The 18516-nt window shown below is 60.4% G+C and carries 14 protein-coding genes; 11 read left to right on the plus strand and 3 right to left on the minus strand.

Features of this window, described 5'->3' with window-relative positions; all coding sequences use genetic code 11:
- Positions 1-3: 3 nt before the first annotated feature.
- From dapF to HBN61_RS06020, 4 genes are read left to right on the plus strand one after another with little or no spacing between them, the layout of a single operon-like run.
- Entirely contained in the window at positions 4-834 is an 831-nt protein-coding gene (gene dapF / locus HBN61_RS06005) for a diaminopimelate epimerase (RefSeq protein ID WP_094991856.1), read from the plus strand.
- 13 nt (positions 835-847) lie between these two features.
- Positions 848-1564: a DUF484 family protein gene (locus HBN61_RS06010; RefSeq protein WP_094991855.1), complete on the plus strand. Its 717-nt coding sequence runs from the start codon at positions 848-850 to the stop codon at positions 1562-1564.
- Positions 1565-1566: 2 nt separating this feature from the next.
- Positions 1567-2463, plus strand: coding sequence for a tyrosine recombinase XerC (gene xerC, locus HBN61_RS06015; protein WP_170046345.1), 897 nt, complete (start codon positions 1567-1569; stop codon positions 2461-2463).
- Positions 2460-3149: an HAD family hydrolase gene (locus HBN61_RS06020; RefSeq protein WP_170046346.1), complete on the plus strand. Its 690-nt coding sequence runs from the start codon at positions 2460-2462 to the stop codon at positions 3147-3149. Before xerC ends, HBN61_RS06020 begins: the two co-directional genes overlap by 4 nt.
- A 122-nt stretch (positions 3150-3271) precedes the next feature.
- Here HBN61_RS06020 and sutA read toward each other — a convergent pair whose 3' ends face one another.
- The 3 genes from sutA to glnK form a co-directional block, all read right to left on the minus strand.
- On the minus strand, positions 3272-3598 hold the full coding sequence (sutA, locus tag HBN61_RS06025) for a dormancy-specific transcriptional regulator SutA (RefSeq protein WP_047278851.1): 327 nt from the start codon (positions 3596-3598) through the stop codon (positions 3272-3274).
- Between the two features lie 468 nt (positions 3599-4066).
- Complete coding sequence (locus tag HBN61_RS06030) at positions 4067-5404, minus strand: ammonium transporter (protein ID WP_094991852.1); 1338 nt, start codon at positions 5402-5404, stop codon at positions 4067-4069.
- A 34-nt stretch (positions 5405-5438) separates the two neighbouring features.
- Positions 5439-5777 (minus strand): P-II family nitrogen regulator, encoded by a 339-nt coding sequence (gene glnK, locus HBN61_RS06035; protein ID WP_002555808.1) that lies wholly within the window; start codon positions 5775-5777, stop codon positions 5439-5441.
- Between the two features lie 415 nt (positions 5778-6192).
- Between glnK and HBN61_RS06040 the strand changes: the two genes are divergently transcribed.
- The 7 genes from HBN61_RS06040 to HBN61_RS06070 all read left to right on the plus strand — a co-directional run bounded on the left by HBN61_RS06040 (position 6193) and on the right by HBN61_RS06070 (position 18516).
- Complete coding sequence (locus HBN61_RS06040) at positions 6193-6453, plus strand: accessory factor UbiK family protein (RefSeq protein WP_094991851.1); 261 nt, start codon at positions 6193-6195, stop codon at positions 6451-6453.
- Between the two features lie 100 nt (positions 6454-6553).
- Positions 6554-8047, plus strand: a complete 1494-nt coding sequence (locus HBN61_RS06045; RefSeq protein ID WP_170046347.1) for a YifB family Mg chelatase-like AAA ATPase — start codon at positions 6554-6556, stop codon at positions 8045-8047.
- Between the two features lie 226 nt (positions 8048-8273).
- On the plus strand, positions 8274-9683 hold the full coding sequence (locus HBN61_RS06050) for an SrfA family protein (protein WP_094991849.1): 1410 nt from the start codon (positions 8274-8276) through the stop codon (positions 9681-9683).
- Between the two features lie 18 nt (positions 9684-9701).
- A complete protein-coding gene (locus HBN61_RS06055) occupies positions 9702-12773 on the plus strand; it encodes a virulence factor SrfB (RefSeq protein WP_094991848.1) in 3072 nt (1023 codons plus the stop codon).
- Positions 12770-15478 carry a putative virulence factor gene (locus HBN61_RS06060; protein WP_170046348.1) on the plus strand — a complete coding sequence of 903 codons (2709 nt, stop codon included), beginning with the start codon at positions 12770-12772 and terminating at the stop codon, positions 15476-15478. Before HBN61_RS06055 ends, HBN61_RS06060 begins: the two co-directional genes overlap by 4 nt.
- Positions 15479-15481: 3 nt before the next feature.
- A complete protein-coding gene (locus HBN61_RS06065; RefSeq protein WP_170046349.1) occupies positions 15482-16531 on the plus strand; it encodes a flagellar basal body-associated FliL family protein in 1050 nt (349 codons plus the stop codon).
- 41 nt (positions 16532-16572) lie between these two features.
- Entirely contained in the window at positions 16573-18516 is a 1944-nt protein-coding gene (locus HBN61_RS06070) for a vWA domain-containing protein (protein ID WP_170046388.1), read from the plus strand.

An 18516-nucleotide genomic window follows, 5' to 3' on the forward strand; every position in this document is an offset into this window, starting at 1 on the left:
CCCATGTTGCTGCGTTTTACAAAAATGCACGGCCTGGGCAATGACTTCATGGTTCTCGACCTGGTCAGCCAGCACGCGCACATCCTGCCCAAGCACGCCAAGCAATGGGGCGACCGGCACACGGGCGTTGGCTTCGATCAATTATTGATCGTTGAAGCACCGAGCAATCCCGAGGTGGATTTCCGTTACCGGATCTTCAACGCCGACGGGTCCGAGGTTGAACAGTGCGGCAACGGAGCCCGCTGTTTTGCCCGCTTTGTGCTCGACAAGCGCTTGACCACCAAGCGCCAGATCAAAGTCGAAACCAAAAGCGGCATCATTGAGCTGAACGTGCGCAGCGACGGTCAGATCAGCGTTGACATGGGCCCGCCGCGTCTGGTGCCGGCCGAAATTCCGTTTGTGGCGGATGAACAGGCGCTGAGCTATGAAGTCGACGTCGATGGCCAGACTGTCCAGTTGGCCGCCATATCGATGGGCAATCCGCATGCAGTGTTGCGTGTCGACGACATCAACGCGGCGCCGGTTCATGAGTTGGGCCCGAAAATTGAACATCACCCGCGCTTCCCGGCCCGGGTCAACGTGGGCTTTTTGCACGTGATCGACCGTCACCGCGCGCAACTGCGAGTGTGGGAACGCGGCGCCGGAGAAACCCAGGCCTGCGGCACCGGCGCGTGTGCGGCGGCGGTGGCGGCCATCAGTCAGGGCTGGATGCATTCCCCGGTGACGCTGGACCTGCCCGGCGGTCGTTTGACCATCGAATGGGAAGGTCCGGGTCATTCAGTGATTATGACCGGCCCGGCGATGCGTGTTTACGAAGGACAAGTCCGTTTATGAGCGAGCGCACACGATGACCGACCAGCCACAGTCTGCAGACCTCGATGTTCACGATCAAAGCCCCGAGGCTGCGGCCGTGGCGGCCTACCTCCAAGCGCACCCGGACTTCTTCAGCCAGCGCGAGGAGCTGCTGTTGACCCAGCGCATTCCTCACCAGCGCGGCGATACAGTCTCGTTGGTGGAGCGTCAGCTTGAGCTGTTGCGTGGGCGCAATATCGAGATGCGCCATCGTCTGTCACAACTGATGGATGTGGCCCGTGACAACGATCGCCTGTTTGAGAAAACCCGCCGTTTGAACCTGGCCCTGATGGACGCCACCAGTCTTGAAGAGCTGGTGATCGCCGTTGAAGACAGCCTGCGACAGGACTTTCAGGTGCCCTTCGTTAGTCTGGTGTTGTTTGGTGATAACCCGATGCCGGTAGGGCGCTGGGTCAACAGCGCGGACGCCCAACGCGCCCTCGGTGGTCTGCTGGCAGAAGGCAAGGCCGTCAGCGGCAGCCTGCGTGAGCATGAGCTGGACTTTCTGTTCGGTGAAGAACAGCGCAAGCAAATCGGCTCGACCGCCGTGGTCGCCCTTAACCACCTCGGCTTGCACGGGGTTCTGGCCGTCGCCAGCCGCGACCCGCAGCACTACAAAAGCTCGGTGGGCACCTTGTTCCTCAGTTACATCGCTGAAGTGCTGGGACGTGTCTTGCCGCGCTTCACCAACGCCCTGCGCTCGGTGCGCTAGGCATGGAACGGCATCTGGACGCTTACTGCATACACCTGCGCAGTGAGCGCCAAGTGTCGCCGCACACGCTGGAAGCTTATCGCCGTGACCTTGGCAAAGTGCTGGCGTTTTGCGGCCAAGCATCAATCTCCAACTGGTCGGCCCTGGATATTCAGCACCTGCGTCAGTTGGTGGCGCGCCTGCATCACCAGGGTCAGTCTTCGCGCAGCATTGCGCGGCTGTTGTCTGCCGTGCGCGGGTTGTACCACTACCTCAACCGCGAAGGCCTGTGCGATCACGACCCCGCCAACGGTCTGGCACCCCCCAAAGGCGAACGCCGCCTGCCCAAAACCCTCGACACCGACCGCGCCTTGCAACTGCTGGAAGGTGCGGTGGAAGAAGATTTTCTGGCGCAGCGCGATCAGGCGATACTTGAATTGTTTTACTCCTCCGGGCTGCGTCTGTCGGAACTGACGGGTTTGAATCTGGATCAACTGGACCTGGCTGCCGGGCTGGTGCAAGTGCTGGGTAAAGGCAGCAAGACGCGCGTGCTGCCGGTCGGGCAAAAGGCCCGTGACGCCCTGCAGGTCTGGCTGCCTTTACGGGCGCTGGCCAACCCTGAAGACGACGCTGTGTTTGTCAGCCAGCGTGGGCGCCGCCTTGGACCGCGAGCTATTCAACTGCGCGTCAAGGCAGCGGGCGAACGTGAGTTGGGGCAAAACCTGCACCCGCACATGCTGCGCCATTCGTTTGCCAGCCATTTGCTAGAGTCCTCCCAGGATTTGCGCGCGGTGCAAGAGTTACTCGGGCATTCAGATATCAAAACCACGCAAATCTATACCCATCTGGACTTCCAGCATCTGGCATCGGTCTACGACAGCGCCCACCCACGGGCCAAACGCAGTAAGGGCAGTGAATGACGATTGAACTGATTACTTTCGATCTTGATGACACGCTGTGGACTACCGGCCCGGTGATCGCCCGGGCCGAAGACACCTTGCGGCAGTGGCTGGCTGAAAACGCACCGGATGTGGGCGTGATTGAGTTAGCAACATTTCAAGCGATTCGTGAGCGGGTTTTAAGTGAAAACCCGCACCTGAAGCACCGAATCAGTGCGCTGCGTCGGCACGTGCTATTCCACGCATTGCGGGATGCGCAATACGCTAACGCGCAAGCCTTGGCAGACGCGGCGTTTGAGGTATTTCTAGAGGCGCGTCACGCGCTGGAGGTTTTTGCGCAAGTCGAGCCCACGTTGACTGAACTGGCGGACAATTACGCGCTGGGGGTCGTGACCAATGGCAATGCCGACGTACGACGCATCGGTTTGGGGCATCACTTCAAATTCGTGCTGTGTGCCGAAGACATTGGCATCGCCAAGCCGGACGCACGTTTGTTCCACGAGGCTTTGTCGCGGGGCGACGTGAAGGCCAATGCTGCGGTGCATGTTGGCGATCATCCGGGCGACGACATTGCCGGCGCCCAGCAGGCAGGCTTGCGCGCCGTGTGGTTTAACCCAGGTGGCAAAATCTGGGAGGGCGATAAGCGTCCGGATGCCGAAATCGGGTGCCTGAGCGAATTGCCCAATGTGCTCAAACACCTTGGCTGAAGCTACTCGTACCCCTACGCAGGCTTGTGCCTGGGCAGCAACTTTGCGCTGAAATCACAATAGCGCTCGCACAAAAAAGCCCGCAGCGACGGCGGGCTTTCTTTTCAAGCAAACAACAGACCTTAGATAGGACGGCTGCCGTACTTGTTGTCAGGCTTCTTGGGTGGATCTGCCACCACATTGGCCTCGACTTCCTGCACCTTGCCGCCACGGGAAAGAAACTCTTCCATGGCGCGAGCCAGAGCGTCACGCTCCTTGTTTTTGGCTTCTACGCTGGGCAGGTCATCTACCGACACCGCTGCCTTGGATTTGCCTTTGGCCACAGGGACCGGCACATCGTCGCCACCGTCGTCGTCAGCCACGTCATCGGCGGCCGCTTCAAGACCTTCTTCGGTTTCGTCTTCGTCACCTACTTCGAGGTCATCATTTTCCAGATCATCGTCGCTCATGTTCTACCCCATGACTTACGTAAAGCAGATTAGTTATAGACCAGCTACGCCCACAGTGGACCGCCGCTGGTGAAAAAGTAGCCCCGGATTACCCGCGGCTTACGCCTCTTCGCCCTTGAGGGCGGTAGGACTTTACGAGTGCCTGTTAAGGGCATTCGCTCATTAAATAAACGCTTGCCAGGTGCCTAGCACGGGGCTCGGTACGCTGACCTTGAAAGCATGAGGAGATGATCCGTGCCTTCGTGACTCCCGGGCGCTTAACTCCGCCCTTCGGCGCGCATTCTAGCGTGCTGAAGAAAAAAGCAAAGCAGCTAATAGTCGAGTTGTGATGTAAGTGTTCGTCTTACATTTCATCGTAGATCTGATAACTGCATAAAGGTGTAGGAAAAATCATTCTCTTGATGCGAATAACGCCACATTGCGGACAAAAAAATACCCGGCAGGCCGGGTATTTTTTCGTGAGGCGGTCTACAAGTTATAGCCTCGCTCGTTGTGTTGCGCCAGGTCGAGGCCGACTGCTTCCTCTTCCTCCGTCACACGCAGGCCCATCACGGCATCCAGTACTTTGAGAATGATGAAGGTCACTATTGCGGTGTAGATGACGGTAAATGCCACGCCTTTGCATTGAATCCAGACTTGTGCAGCGACGTCAGTCACGGTGCCAAAACCGCCCAGAGCCGGGGCTGCAAACACGCCGGTAAGGATGGCGCCGACAATACCGCCCACGCCGTGCACGCCAAAGGCGTCCAGCGAATCGTCATAGCCCAGCTTGCGCTTGAGGCTGGTGGCGCAGAAGAAGCAGATCACGCCCGACGCCAGACCAATCACGATCGAGCCCATTGGGCCTACGGTGCCTGCTGCGGGGGTAATGGCCACCAGCCCGGCGACCACGCCCGACGCAATGCCCAGCGCACTCGGCTTGCCATGGGTAATCCATTCGGCAAACATCCAGCCCAGTGCAGCGGCAGCGGTTGCAATCTGTGTCACCAGCATCGCCATGCCCGCTGTGCCGTTAGCGGCTGCCGCAGAGCCTGCGTTAAAGCCGAACCAGCCGATCCACAGCATGGCTGCGCCGACCAGGGTGTAACCCAGGTTATGCGGTGCCATGGGGGTGGTCGGGTAGCCTTTACGCTTGCCGAGCACAATGCACGCCACCAGGCCCGCGATACCGGCGTTGATATGCACCACAGTGCCGCCGGCGAAATCGAGCACGCCCCAGTCCCACATCAGACCGCCGTTGCCGCTCCACACCATGTGCGCGATGGGCGCATACACCAGGGTGAACCACACGCCCATGAAGATCAGCATGGCCGAGAACTTCATGCGTTCAGCGAAAGCGCCGACGATCAGCGCCGGAGTGATGATGGCGAAGGTCATCTGGAAGGTGATGAAAACAGCTTCCGGGAACAGCGCCGTAGACGACGTCAGGCTGTCTGGCGTGACACCTGCGAGGAACGCTTTGCCAAAGCCGCCGATGAACGAGTTGAAATTGGTGACGCCCTGCTCCATGCCCGTGGTGTCGAACGTGATGCTGTAGCCATAAATGACCCACAGAATGCTGATCAGACCCGTAATGGCGAAGCACTGCATCATCACAGAAAGAAGGTTTTTGGAGCGCACCATGCCGCCGTAGAACAGCGCCAGGCCGGGAATGGTCATAAACAGCACCAAAGCCGTTGCGGTCAGCATCCAGGCGGTATCGCCGGAATTGAGGACTGGAGCTGCCACTTCGTCTGCCGCCACGGCCAGGCCGGGCATTACGACAGACAACAGGGCTCCGAGCCCTGCGAATTTACGCAGAGTCATAGTGTTTTCTCCTGGGGCGTTGGGGTTTGGCGGCTTAGATGGCGTCGGTATCGGTTTCGCCGGTACGGATGCGAATCGCCTGTTCCAGATTGACCACAAATATCTTGCCGTCACCGATCTTGCCGGTGTTGGCAGCCTTGGTTATCGCCTCGATAACCCGATCAAGATCTTTGTCGTCGATGGCGACATCAATCTTCACCTTTGGCAGAAAATCGACCACGTATTCCGCGCCGCGGTACAGCTCGGTATGGCCTTTCTGCCGGCCGAAGCCTTTGACCTCAGTAACGGTAATGCCCTGCACGCCGATCTCGGACAGCGACTCGCGCACGTCGTCTAACTTGAACGGCTTGATAATAGCGGTGACTAGCTTCATGAAACTTCTCCCGAATTGGTGGACTTGCCCCAGGAAAACAAACCCGGCCCAAGTCTAAGCGCAGTGTCTGGCTTTGTAACGCGTCGTCAGCCCTCATCAGGCCGTTCAACTTGAGTTAACCGCGGGTGACGAAAACATCCTTGAACCACCTGCCGCACTGCCTTCGTCACAGCGACTGCATCAGTGCATGAGTCATCACCGTCTAAGCAGAAACCTTGCCATGTCTGGAAAATCCAGCAATTACAGAGGGTTATCGCGCGTACAGGAAAGAGGGCCGGATTAAGCGCGGAATTTGTGCACGAAAACAGTGCGCAGGAGGTGGATGGCATGCTCAACAAATGTGCAATGCCCCCATCGCCGTAAGGGGTGAAACCCCGTGATACACTCGCCGCCATCAGTTTTAAGGACCAATCCCATGCTCGCGCCCAAAGATTTTCTCGATGCCCTGAGTGGCCAGGCTTCACGTTTGTTCAGTGGCGACACGGCTTTGCCGCGTAACGAAATCGAAAGCCAGTTCAAAGCCCTGTTGCAAAGCGGCTTCAGCAAGCTGGATCTGGTCAGTCGCGAAGAGTTCGACAGCCAGATGGTGGTACTGGCGCGCACCCGTGCCCGCCTTGAAACGCTGGAAGCCAAAGTGGCCGAGATGGAAGCCCGTTTGCTGCCGCCTGCGGAGTAAGTGAGTCGCTACGCGCATTCACATCCCGTATCCATTGAGTCCCTCCCCTTGATCGTCAATTCGCGCAGGATGCGCTTTTTGCCCACTCAAGGAACGAGTCATGTCTCTGGCGATTGTTCACAGCCGTGCCCAAGTCGGCGTCGAGGCGCCTGTCGTTACCGTCGAAGCGCATCTGGCCAATGGCTTGCCCGCGTTGACGCTGGTCGGTTTACCCGAAACCGCCGTCAAGGAAAGCAAGGACCGGGTGCGCAGTGCGATCCTCAATTCCGGCTTTGACTTTCCGGCTCGCCGTATCACGCTTAACCTCGCGCCCGCCGACCTGCCCAAGGACGGCGGGCGTTTTGATGTGGCCATTGCGCTGGGCATTTTGGCCGCCAGTGGGCAACTGCCCGTCACGGCGCTGGAACGCGTCGAGTTTTTAGGCGAGTTGGCCCTGTCGGGTGCGATTCGTCCGGTGCAAGGCGTGCTGCCTGCTGCACTGGCGGCGCGGGCCGCGGGGCGTGCGCTGGTGGTGCCCCTGGCCAATGCCGAGGAAGCGTGCCTGGCCTCCGGGCTGACGGTGATTGCGGTCGAGCATTTGTTGCAAGTGGTCGCGCACTTTGCAGGCCGTGCCGTGATGGAACCTTACAGCGCCAGCGGCCTGCTGCAGGTGAGCAAGCCGTATCCCGACCTGAGTGACGTACAAGGCCAGTTGTCGGCCAAGCGCGCCTTGCTGGTCGCGGCTGCAGGCAGTCATAACCTGCTGTTCACAGGCCCGCCCGGCACCGGTAAAACCTTGCTGGCCAGTCGCTTGCCCGGCTTATTGCCGCCGCTTGATGAGCCCGAAGCGCTGGAGGTCGCAGCCATCCAGTCGGTGGCCAGTCATGTACCGCTGAGCAGTTGGCCCCAACGCCCGTTTCGTCAGCCCCATCATTCGGCGTCCGGGCCAGCCTTGGTCGGTGGCGGCTCTAAGCCACAGCCCGGTGAAATCACGCTGGCCCATCATGGGGTCTTGTTCCTTGACGAACTGCCTGAGTTCGATCGCAAGGTACTGGAGGTTTTGCGAGAGCCTATGGAGTCGGGTTTTATTGTGATTGCGCGGGCGCGAGACCGGATGCGTTTTCCGGCGCGCTTTCAACTGGTGGCGGCCATGAACCCGTGCCCGTGCGGGTATCTCGGGGAGCCGACGGGACGATGCCGCTGTACCCCGGAGCAGATCCAGCGTTATCGCAATAAGCTGTCCGGCCCACTGCTGGACCGTATCGACCTGCACCTGACCGTGGCCCGTGAAACCACCTCGCTCAATCCGCTCCCGTCCTCGGGAGACAACACCGCGACAGCCGCCGCGTCAGTGGCGGCGGCCCGTGAGCGGCAAGTTCGACGCCAAGGGTGCGCCAATGCTTTTCTCGACTTGCCCGGCGTGCGCAGCCATTGCCGCTTGAGCGATACAGATAACACCTGGTTGGAAAACGCCTGCGAGCGCATGACGTTATCGCTACGGGCCGCACATCGTTTATTGAAAGTGGCGCGTACGCTGGCGGATCTGGAAGGCGTTGAGTCCATCGAGCGCAGGCATTTGGCAGAAGCGTTGCAATACCGACCGGCCAGCGGGTGAAGCGTCACTGCGCACTGGCTTAAAGCGTTCTGTTCATCCCTTCCTTGGCTTAAGTTACGGCTCACATCCTCAGTAAACGCTGCCGCTAACCCGGAAAATGATAGCTGTCAGCTAATGGCTAATTGACTCCGATGTCGATTAGCCATTACTGTCTCGCGCTTAATCAAGGAAGCGGTTCGGGCACTCGTCCGGGTTTAACCGCGCGAATTTTAAAGATGGAGCTCGGATGCGCGGCGCACTTCTACGCAGTGGTAAAAGCGGTGATTTCACAGCCCTTGGCGAAACCGGACAACCGGTTTACCGGGCAGCACTGCAATTACGCGAAGCCATTCGCCGCAAGAATCCCGAAATGGCTCAGCATCTGGCCATCCCGCAAAGTGATGAACTGGGTGACAACATTGACTGGTACAGCGAGCTGCCCGGCGATGTGATTCCCTGGAGCAGCGCCACCCCTGATGAGCGCGGCCATGCCGTGGTTGAGCTGGAAAAGCTCCAGGCGTTTCTCAATCAGCTCAGTACCACTTACCTCGATCCCCACAGCGACACCAAGCCTTCTGTCGACCGCACCGTGTTCGGCAAACTGCTGGGGCATGTGCTGCCGTTCCCTGACGAAAACTACGTGTACCTGGTTAATGGCAAACCGGTGCTGACGTTTTGGGGATTCCGTCGTCCCGGTGCCGATCACCACATGGACCCGTTGCACTGTTTGCGCCCGCAGGCGGCACCGCTAGTCACGCCTGCGCCCGTGGTGCCGCCGATTGCCGAGCCCGTGCCTGCCCCGGCACCGCTGCCCGTCGTGGCGCGGCCGTGGTGGCGTCGCTGGTGGTGGCTGTTGCCACTGCTGTTGCTGTTGCTGTTGTTGCTACTGTTGTTTGGCCTGCGCGGCTGCGCGCCCCAGTTGGGTTTGCCCGTGCCGACCTGGCCAACATTGCCGAGCCTTGACCGTCCTGATGTAACGCTGCCCCAGCCTGACACCAACGCCGACCTGTCGCTGCCCAATGATGGCGCCACCGTGCCGGGCGCAGGCCAGGGCGCTTCGCTGCCCAAAGGTGAGCTGCCCATCGTGCCGGATGCGCAGCGCCCTGCTGAGCCCCTGCCTGAGCAAGCGCAGCCGCAACCTGAACCTGAGCCTGACACCGCGCCGCCTGCCAACGCAGACGAGCCATCGGCGCCGGATGCGACCGAACCGGCCGATCAAACGCCGCCTGCCCCGCCGCAGATCCCTGAAGATCCGCAAGCGCCGACAACCCCGAGTGTCCCCGGCGAACCGCTGACCATTCCGGCCGACAGCCCCGATGGTAACGCGGACTTCCTCAACGGCCATTACCGTGCAGGTGCGGGCATTCAAGACAAAAATACCGGCAAGCCACTGCGCCTTGAATACCAGTTCAAAGATGGCAAGGGCGAGGTGATTGTGCGCAAGGCCAACGGCATCAACTGCACCGGCCCTGTGTCGGCAGCGATGCAAGGTGGCAGCCTGGCGATCAATAGCCAGGGCCAGGCGGCGTGCAGTGACGGCAGCAGTTACGAAATGCCGCAAGTCGATTGCCGTCAGGGTGCCCAGAGCATTGCCGATTGCACCGGCGTTTACGAAGACAAGAAATTCCCCATCTCCATGCGCCAGACGGGCGAATAATGACCGGAAGACTCTGACATGCTGCCTCAAGTTACCCAATTTGAAGACACCGTCATCCTCGTGGGTGACACCGGCGTCCAGTTCATGGATTTCGCCCTGCGACTGGACCCGAAAAAACTGCCGTCCGGTGACTTCGCGCCGCTGACCAATGGTTTGCTGTGCCGCCTTGAAGAAGGCGAGCGCAACGGCATGACCAGCTACTTTTACGAGAGCGAGCCGGGTAAGACCGTCGAAGCGCGCAGCACCCTGAACATCAGCATGGACAGCAGCCTGCAGCTCTACGACGGGCTTTGGCTGCCGATTCCTGTGTTCCGTCATCGCCCGCCGTTCACCTTTGACCAAGGCCCGACCAACTGGTCGCGCATGCGTCTGGTGCGTCTGGCCGAGCCGGATGTCGATGGCAACACCCATCGCCTGACGCTGGCATTCGACACCCGCACCATGGACAAGCACGACGGCAGCCTCTATTTGGGCCCGAACAAGGACGACGCCAGTTCGGGCGTCACTTTCAAGCTGGCGTGCAAGCCGCAGCAGGCGCGCTGGTTCCTCGATCAGATCTGGGTCAAGGAATGGCTGCTGGAAGTGTTCAAGGAAGGCAACCCGAAAACCCCGCGCGACGAGCTGGAAAAAGACATCAAGGACGGTTGGCCCGAAGCGCACTACCTGAACCTGCTCAGCTTGTTCATGGAGCCGTGCACCACCCGTGACAACAACACCCCGCCGCCGCAGGTCAATGTGCCGGAGCTCAAGGTTGTGGCGAGCCACGGCAGCGGTGTCACGCCGCCGATTCCGGTGGACCTGGTACTCGACGTCGGCAATTCGCGCACCTGCGGGATTCTCATCGAAGACCACGGCCAGACCGGCTCGGGCCTCAAGGACAACTATGTGCTTGAGCTGCGCGACCTGATTACCCCTGAGCACACCTACAACGACGCCTTCGAAAGCCGCGTCGAGTTCGCGCAAGCGTCGTTCGGCAAGGACCATTGCTCAGTCAAAAGCGGCCGTCACGATGCGTTCCAGTGGGCCACCATCGCCCGCGTCGGCAAGGAGGCCGGGCGCCTGGCCAGCCGCCGCCGTGGCACTGAAGGGTCGACCGGGCTGTCGAGCCCCAAGCGCTATCTGTGGGATGAGAACACCTACGACCACGGCTGGCGCTTCAACTGTGCCTACGTCAAGACCGACAAGGAACCGTTCGCCACAGCCTCCCCGTTTTCGCACTTGATTAACGAAACCGGCGACGCGTTGTACAGCCTCAACCCTGACGAGCAACTGCCTGTGTTCATGCCGCGTTATTCGCGCAGCTCGCTGATGACCTTCATGCTGGCCGAAGTGCTGGCGCAGGCGCTGATGCAAATCAACAGCCCTGCCCAGCGCTCGCGTCAGGGCCATACCCGCGTGCCTCGTCGTCTGAACAGCATCACCCTGACCGTGCCGCCGGGCATGCCGCAGGCTGAGCGCAGCATCCTTGAGAAACGCATGCGCCACGCCATCGGCCTGGTGTGGAAGAGCCTGAACTGGCAGACCGATGAACTGGACCCCTACGATCAGGACGCCGCGCCGTCCACTACGCCGCTGCCCAAGGTACGCGTGGAATGGGACGAGGCCTCGTGCGGTCAACTGGTGTACCTCTACACCGAAGTGAACGAAAACTTTGCGGGCCACCCCGAAGAGTTTTTCGACGCCATCTCGCGCCCAGGCAAGACAGATCGCGAGCGCATCACGCTGGCCACCATCGACATCGGTGGCGGCACCACGGATCTGGTCATTACTGACTACCGGCTGGACCGGGCGGGCAACGCCACCAGCGGCAGTAACGTGCACATCGTGCCGGAACAGCGTTTCCGTGATGGCTTCAAAGTGGCGGGCGACGACATCCTGCTCGACGTGATCCAGGAGTTCATCCTGCCCAGCTTCGAGAAAGCCTTGCAGGACGCTGGCGTGAAAGCCCCGGCTTCGCTCATGTCGCGCCTGTGCGGCGCCGAGTCCGGCAGTGCGCAAGACATGGTGCTGCGCCAGCAACTGAACCTGCAGGTGTTCACCCCGTTGGGGCTGGAGCTGCTGCGTCACTACGAGCTCTACAACCCGGAGTTCCCGGTCGTTGCCAGCACCCACACCTACCTGCAACTGCTCGGCAAAGACGCCATCAGCCAGAGCGTGCTCGATTACGTGAACAGCGCGGTTCGCCGTGAGCTGGGGGGCCAGACCGATTTCGACCTGCTCAAAACCCCCATCACCTTCGACCTGCAGGTAATGCATGGCGCGTTCCTCAACGGCAAGATCAACATCACCAAAATCCTCGGTGCGCTGTGTGAAGTGATCGCCCACTACCCGTGCGACATGTTGCTGTTGACCGGTCGCCCGTCCCGCTTGCCGGGCATTCAGGCGTTTATCCGTAAAATGCTGCCGCTGCCACCGGGCCGCATCCTCGCGCTGCAAAACTACCGCACCGGCGGCTGGTACCCGTTCCACAAGAACGGCCTGATCGACGACCCGAAAAGCACCGCCTCGGTGGGCGCCATGCTGTGCCTGCTGTGCGCCAACCACAGCGTGCCGAACTTCTACTTCCGCTCTTCGGCGCTCAAGCCCTACTCGACGATCAAGCACATGGGCGTGATCGACCTGAGCAACATCATCACCGACGCCGACGTGCTGTACCGCGACCTGAAATCGGCGGACGGGCGCATCGTGCTACCTGAAATCGGTGAGGGCCTCGACGCCCGTACGCCCGCGTTGGCAATGCGCGGTGACATGCGCTTGGGTTTCCGCCAACTGGCGGCCGAGCGCTGGTCCGCTTCGCCGCTGTACACCCTGAGCTTCACGCCGTCGGGGCGTCAGCGGTTCTCCGAAGCGCGGCCTTTGGTTGCAGGCGAGATGCCGGTGGTCAACGTCACCTTCAAAGTGCTTGAGCCGACCGCGCAGATGAAGCGTCAGGAACAACTCAGCGACCTGCTGAGCATCGACCTGGTGGAATCCAACACCGACAAATCGTTCCGCAAGACCGATCTGGTGCTGCAACTCAACACGTTGCTGGTAGCGGGCTTGAGTGACAACAAGTATTGGCTGGACAGCGGGAGCGTAAAACGCAAATGAGCATTCTGACCCCTGAGCAACAAGCCCTGCGAGACAGCTGGGCAGCGGTGTATGAAGGTGCCGGTCAGGCGCTGGACTGGGTGGAGAAAACCCGCGTCACCGCTCCGCGTCTGGACAGCGAAGCCGACAAGCTGAGCCTGGAACTGCACAAGGCGCGCAATCAGGCCAAGAGCCTGAGCCGTGTGGCGACCACGCCGATGACGGCCGGGTTTTTCGGCTTGTCGCAGGCGGGCAAGTCCTTTCTGATTTCGGCCCTCGCCGCAGGCCCCAAAGGCACGCTGGAAACCGACTTCGGCCCTCAGCGCATGGACTTCATCGAGCACGTGAACCCCGGCGGCGGCGGTAAAGAAGCCACCGGGCTGGTCACGCGTTTCAGCCGTCTGGCGAAAAAGAGCGAAGACGATAACTTCCCGGTCGAGCTCAAACTGTTCAACGAAATCGAGCTGGCGAAAATTCTGGCCAACACCTGGTTCAAGGATTTTGATCAGGAAAAGGTCAATTACGTCATCGACGAAGAGTGCATCCGCAAAGCCCTCAAGCCGTTCGAAGGCCGTGAAACCGGGCCTTTGCAGCCAGGTGTAAGCGCTGACGACGTGGTCTCGCTGCTCGACTACCTGAACAAGAGCTTCGAAAAATCCCTTAAGGCACTGACCCATCACTACTGGCCCAAAGTGATCAAGCTGGCGCCGCGCCTGAACTTTCAGGAGCGGGGCGAGCTGTTCTCGATCCTGTGGGGCGAGCAACATGCGCTGACCCGTGTGTACCAGCAATTGGCCGGTTCGCTGAACCGCCTCGGCATGCCGGCGACGGTGTTTGCGCCGCTCTCGGTACTGGTGGAGCGTCAGGGCGACGAATACAGCCGCCGCAACAGCATCATGAGCGTCGACATCCTGGAGCGCTTCGGCAGCCCTCAGGATTTGCCGGTCGAAGTGCGCCCGTTCAGCGATGGACGCCTGCAAAGCCCAAGCTCGCTGCCCGTCGCCCAACTGGCGGCGCTGACGGCGGAAATGACCTTTCGGCTGGTTGAAACCCCGAACGCGAAAATCGTTGAACAAGTCGACCTGCTCGACTTCCCCGGCTACCGCGGGCGACGTCAGATCAGCAGCATCTCCAGCGAAAACGGTCAGGAAAACTCGGTCTCGCAATTGATCCTGCGGGGCAAGGTGGCCTACCTGTTCGAACGCTACACCGACGATCAGGAAATGAACGCGCTGGTGGTGTGTACCGGTTCCACCAACCAGAGCGACGTGAATGACGTAGGCCCGGTGCTCAGCCGCTGGATTGAAGTCACTCAGGGCAAGACCGCGCACGAGCGTGCGGGGCGTGCGACCGGCCTGATCTGGGCCTTGACCATGTTCGACAAGTGCATCGCCCAGTCCTTGCAGAAAACCGCGCTTCAGCTGGACGAAGAGTGGGAAAGCATGATGACGCGCACCATGTTGGAGCGCTTCAAAAGCTTCCCGTGGATGGCCAACTGGAAGAACGATCACGCCTTCAACAACACGTACCTGGTGCGTAAACCTCGGCTGCCGACGCCCTTTATCAGCCTAGCCGGCAAGGACGAGCAACAGTTCACCGACAGCAGCGGCGAGCAGTTGGCGTTGATGGGTAAAACCTTCGCCAAGGCCGAGCTGGTGAGCAAGCACGTCAAAGACGCCGATCAGGCGTGGGACGCGATGCTGACCCTCAACGATGGCGGCATCACCCGTTTCAGTGAAAGCTTCAGCGAACTGGCAGGGCTTGAGTTCAAGCTCAGCCGCATTCGCGAACAACTGGACCAGACCCTCAACGGCGACACGCTCAAGGCCTTGAGCCGCTTGTACCGTGCCGATGGCGATGATGCCAGCGCCGCCAAGCGCGAGCAGGCGCAGATGATTCTGGCCCAGCTCAAGCGCCGTGGTCCGGTGTTGGGTGAGCTGATCAACACCTTGCAACTGCCCAGCGAAGACATCCGCGAGCTGTACCTCAACGGCGTGTATGACGAAGACGACAGCGAACACGCCGAAGATGACGCCGAAGTGGTTGAGAAAAAACCGCAGATTTACGCGCCGAGCAGCGACTTTGATTTTGGCGACAGCTTTGGTGATCTGTCGGTGGACTTCGATGCGCCCGTTGCGGCGGCCACCGAGGGCAACAAGGCGCCAGAACTGCAGAGCAACGAACACAAGTTTGCCCGTGCGGTGTTCAAAGACTGGATTGCCTACCTGCGTGCGATTCCCGGCCGTCAGGGCCTGATGGATGTGCTGCAACTCGACAAACCGTCGATTGAGGCGCTGGTGGACGAACTCATCACCAGCGGCTATCGCCTCGATTTGCCGGGTCAGCTGCGCGACGCGGTGCTCAAGCGGGCGCAAAGCGGGTCGCGCCGCGATCAGATGGTTGAACGCCAGGTGCTGGAAGTGCAACGCGTATTGAGCGACTTCGTGGCCTGGTTCGGTTACACCCAAAAGCCCCTGGCAGAGCGCCCGAAAAGCCATGCGGGCAATCGCGATGCGCTGTTTGCGTTTTACGGCGACGTGGCCCCGGACCAACTGCCAATTCTGCCGGCGCAACCGGCGAATCAGGCGCAGCAATTTTTGGGCGACTGGCTGAGCGGTGTGGCCTACATCACGATGGAAAACGCCGGGCATGGCTCCGGCAATGAAATCACTCCAGAACAAAATGAACGTTTGGGCCACGTGCTCAAGACTTTCCCTGCGAGATAAGCAATGCCAATTCGAGTCGACTTGTTCAAGCTGCAACCCCATATCGCTGGCCAGGGCTGTCTGTCGGTCAAAAAATGGCAAGGCGGCCATGAGTGCCTGGAGTTTTCCATCCAGCGCAATCAGGACGGCCACTTCCTTCAGGGCGACCAGCACTGGAGCAACAGCCCGTACTGGTTCAAGGTCGCGCACTTTAGCGTGGGTGCCAGCGAAGAAGACTTGGAAACCGTGGTCGGCCCGCAACTGATCGACCCGGTACTTGAAGGCGGGGCCAATGCCCAGTTCATGATCGAACTGCGCGAGCAGGGCGGCGGCGGGTACAGCGACCGTGGGGTACTTAAACCGGCCGTCGGTTTGCAACCGTCCTCCGCGAACACCGAAGAAAAACTGCCTGAGCACAAAGACACCGGCGAGCTGGCCGCCCCGAGGGCACCGGCAGCCCCTGCAGAGCCGGTGCCGGTGCCAGTGGCCGAGCCGGAACCGGTGGTTGAGCCTGTTACACCGGAGCCCGAGCCAGAGCCGGCACCGCCTGCACCTGCTGCGCCTCGCAAAAAAGCCTGGGTGCTGCCTTTGATCATCGCCCTGGTGGTGTTGGCGGCCATTGCGGTGGGCGCCTGGTGGTGGTTGAACAAAGAACCGGCGGCCGAAGCACCGGCGGGTGACAAACCGGTGGTGCAAACGCCTGAACCCGCACCTGTACCCACCGGCGCCGAAGCGTGCACGCTGGACAGCATGAGCACCTTGCCCGAGCTGACGTTTGTGCAAACGTGTATCAAAAAAGCGCCAGGCAGCGCTGAGCTGCTGGAAATCATCAACGTCGCCAAGGCCAATAACCACTGCGGCGTGGCCCAGCGGCTGTACGCCAACCGTGCTCAGGCCGGTGATCTGCAAATCGCCACGGCCTATGCCCACGAGTACGACCCGAAATTCCATCAGGCCAGCACCTGCTTTGCTGAGCCGGACAAAGCCACGGCGGCGTACTGGTACGAAACCATTCTCAGCCAGGACCCGGACAATGCCGACGCCAAGGCGCGCTTTGAGGAGTTGAAGCCGTGAGCCGTTTTGCTTTGGCCGCCAGCGCCCTGCTGGCCCTGTGCATGGGCAGCTCGCTGGCCCACGCCGATGACAAGCCGCTGATTCAGGAAGGCAAGAAAACCCTGTTCCAGCGCGTACTGACCACCCCGGGCTGCACCCTCAGCAGCAGCGCGGGAGGTCAAGCAGGCGCCGCGCAGCCCACGTTCAGTCGTTTTTACGTGTACGAGCGTGCGCAGGCTGCCAACGCAGAGTGGCTCAAGGTCGGCCCTGACAGCTATGGCAAAACCATCGGCTGGCTACCAGCCAGTTGCACCACCGACTGGAAAATGCAGCTCACGCTGGCCTTCACCAACCCGGCCAACCGTGACCGCCTGATGTTTTTCAAAGACCGCGCCATGCTTGAGGGCATCCTCGATGCGCCGGATCCGGTAAGCAAAGTGGCGCCGCTGCGGGCCAAGCTCAAACAGGGCACGCTGGCGCCGGGTGTGCTGGCCCAAGAGCCTGAATACTTCGTCGACCTGCACAAGCAGTTCTACCTGCTGCCCGTGTTGAGCGGCGAGGAAGTGATGACCGAAGAAGGCTTCCGCACGCGGTTGCTCAACGTGGCGTCGGTGAGCAAGGCCGATGACAAGCCGGTGCAAGCCGCTGCGGCCAACGCCGCCGAGGCGGGCGCAGCGAAAGCCAGCCAGTTGAAAGAGTTCAGCGCGGCCGTGGTGTTTGTGATCGACTCCACCATCTCGATGGACCCCTACATCGACCGCACCCGCGAAGCGATTCGCAAGGTATACAAACAGATCGAAAGCGAAAACCTGGGCAATCAGGTCAAATTCGGTCTGGTGGCGTTTCGCTCCAACACCAAAGCGGTGCCGGGGCTGGAGTACGTCACCAAAATGTACGCCGACCCAAACAAGGTCACCGGCAGTGAAGACTTTTTGGCCAAGGTCGCTGACCTCAAACAGGCCAAGGTTTCCAGCAAAAGCTTCGACGAAGACGCGTATGCAGGCGTGATGCACAGCATCGAGCAAGTCGACTGGTCGCAGTTCGGCGCACGTTATGTGGTGTTGATTACCGATGCGGGTGCACTCGAGGGTGATGACAAACTCAGCAGCACCGGGCTCAGTGCCGATCAAGTTCGCCTTGAAGCGGCCAACCCCGGCGTGGCGATTTACACCTTGCACCTGAAAACCCCGGCCGGGATCAAAGATCACGGCAAGGCCGAGGCGCAGTACCAGAACTTGTCGACCTACCCCGGCACCAATACATCGCTGTATTACCCGGTCAATGCCGGTGATGTGCAGGCGTTTGGCCAGAAGGTCGATGCCCTCGCCGGTGCCATCACCGCGCAGGTCAAGGCCGCCTACATGGGTGAAGACGCCATTGGCAGCGCGTTGAATGCCAAACAGGATGTGACGGCTCAGAAAGACCCGGCCGAACAGCAAATGCTTGATGACGCGGCCTTGATTGGCCATGCCATGCAACTGGCGTATCTGGGTGAAAAAACCAATAGCCAGGCGCCGCCCGTGTTTCAGGCGTGGATCACGGATCGTGACCTGATCAAGCAAAACATCCCTACCACCGATGTGCGGGTGTTGCTGACCAAAGCCCAGCTCAGCGATTTGAGCGACGTGATGAAGCAGATTCTGGACGCGGCCAACGAGGGGCTGATCTCGCCAACGGACATGTTCGATCGCCTGCGTTCAGTGGCCGCGACCATGGGCGCCGACCCCAACCAGCTCAAACAGAACGGCACCGCCAAACTGGCGGACATGGGCGTACTCGGTGAGTACCTCGAAGACCTGCCGTACCAGAGCGAAGTGCTCAACCTGGACGAAGAAACCTGGAAGAGCTGGGACGGTCTGGCGCAAGAACGCTTCATTCGTAACTTGAGCACCAAGCTGCGCCACTACCAGCGTTACAACGCGGACGTGGACCGCTGGGTAGCCTTGGCCAAAGACAGCGATGCGCGGGACAACGTATACCCGGTGCCGCTGGAAATGATGCCTTAA

This window comes from Pseudomonas sp. WS 5071, from assembly GCF_012985765.1.
In the GTDB taxonomy this organism is placed as follows: domain Bacteria; phylum Pseudomonadota; class Gammaproteobacteria; order Pseudomonadales; family Pseudomonadaceae; genus Aquipseudomonas; species Aquipseudomonas lundensis_A.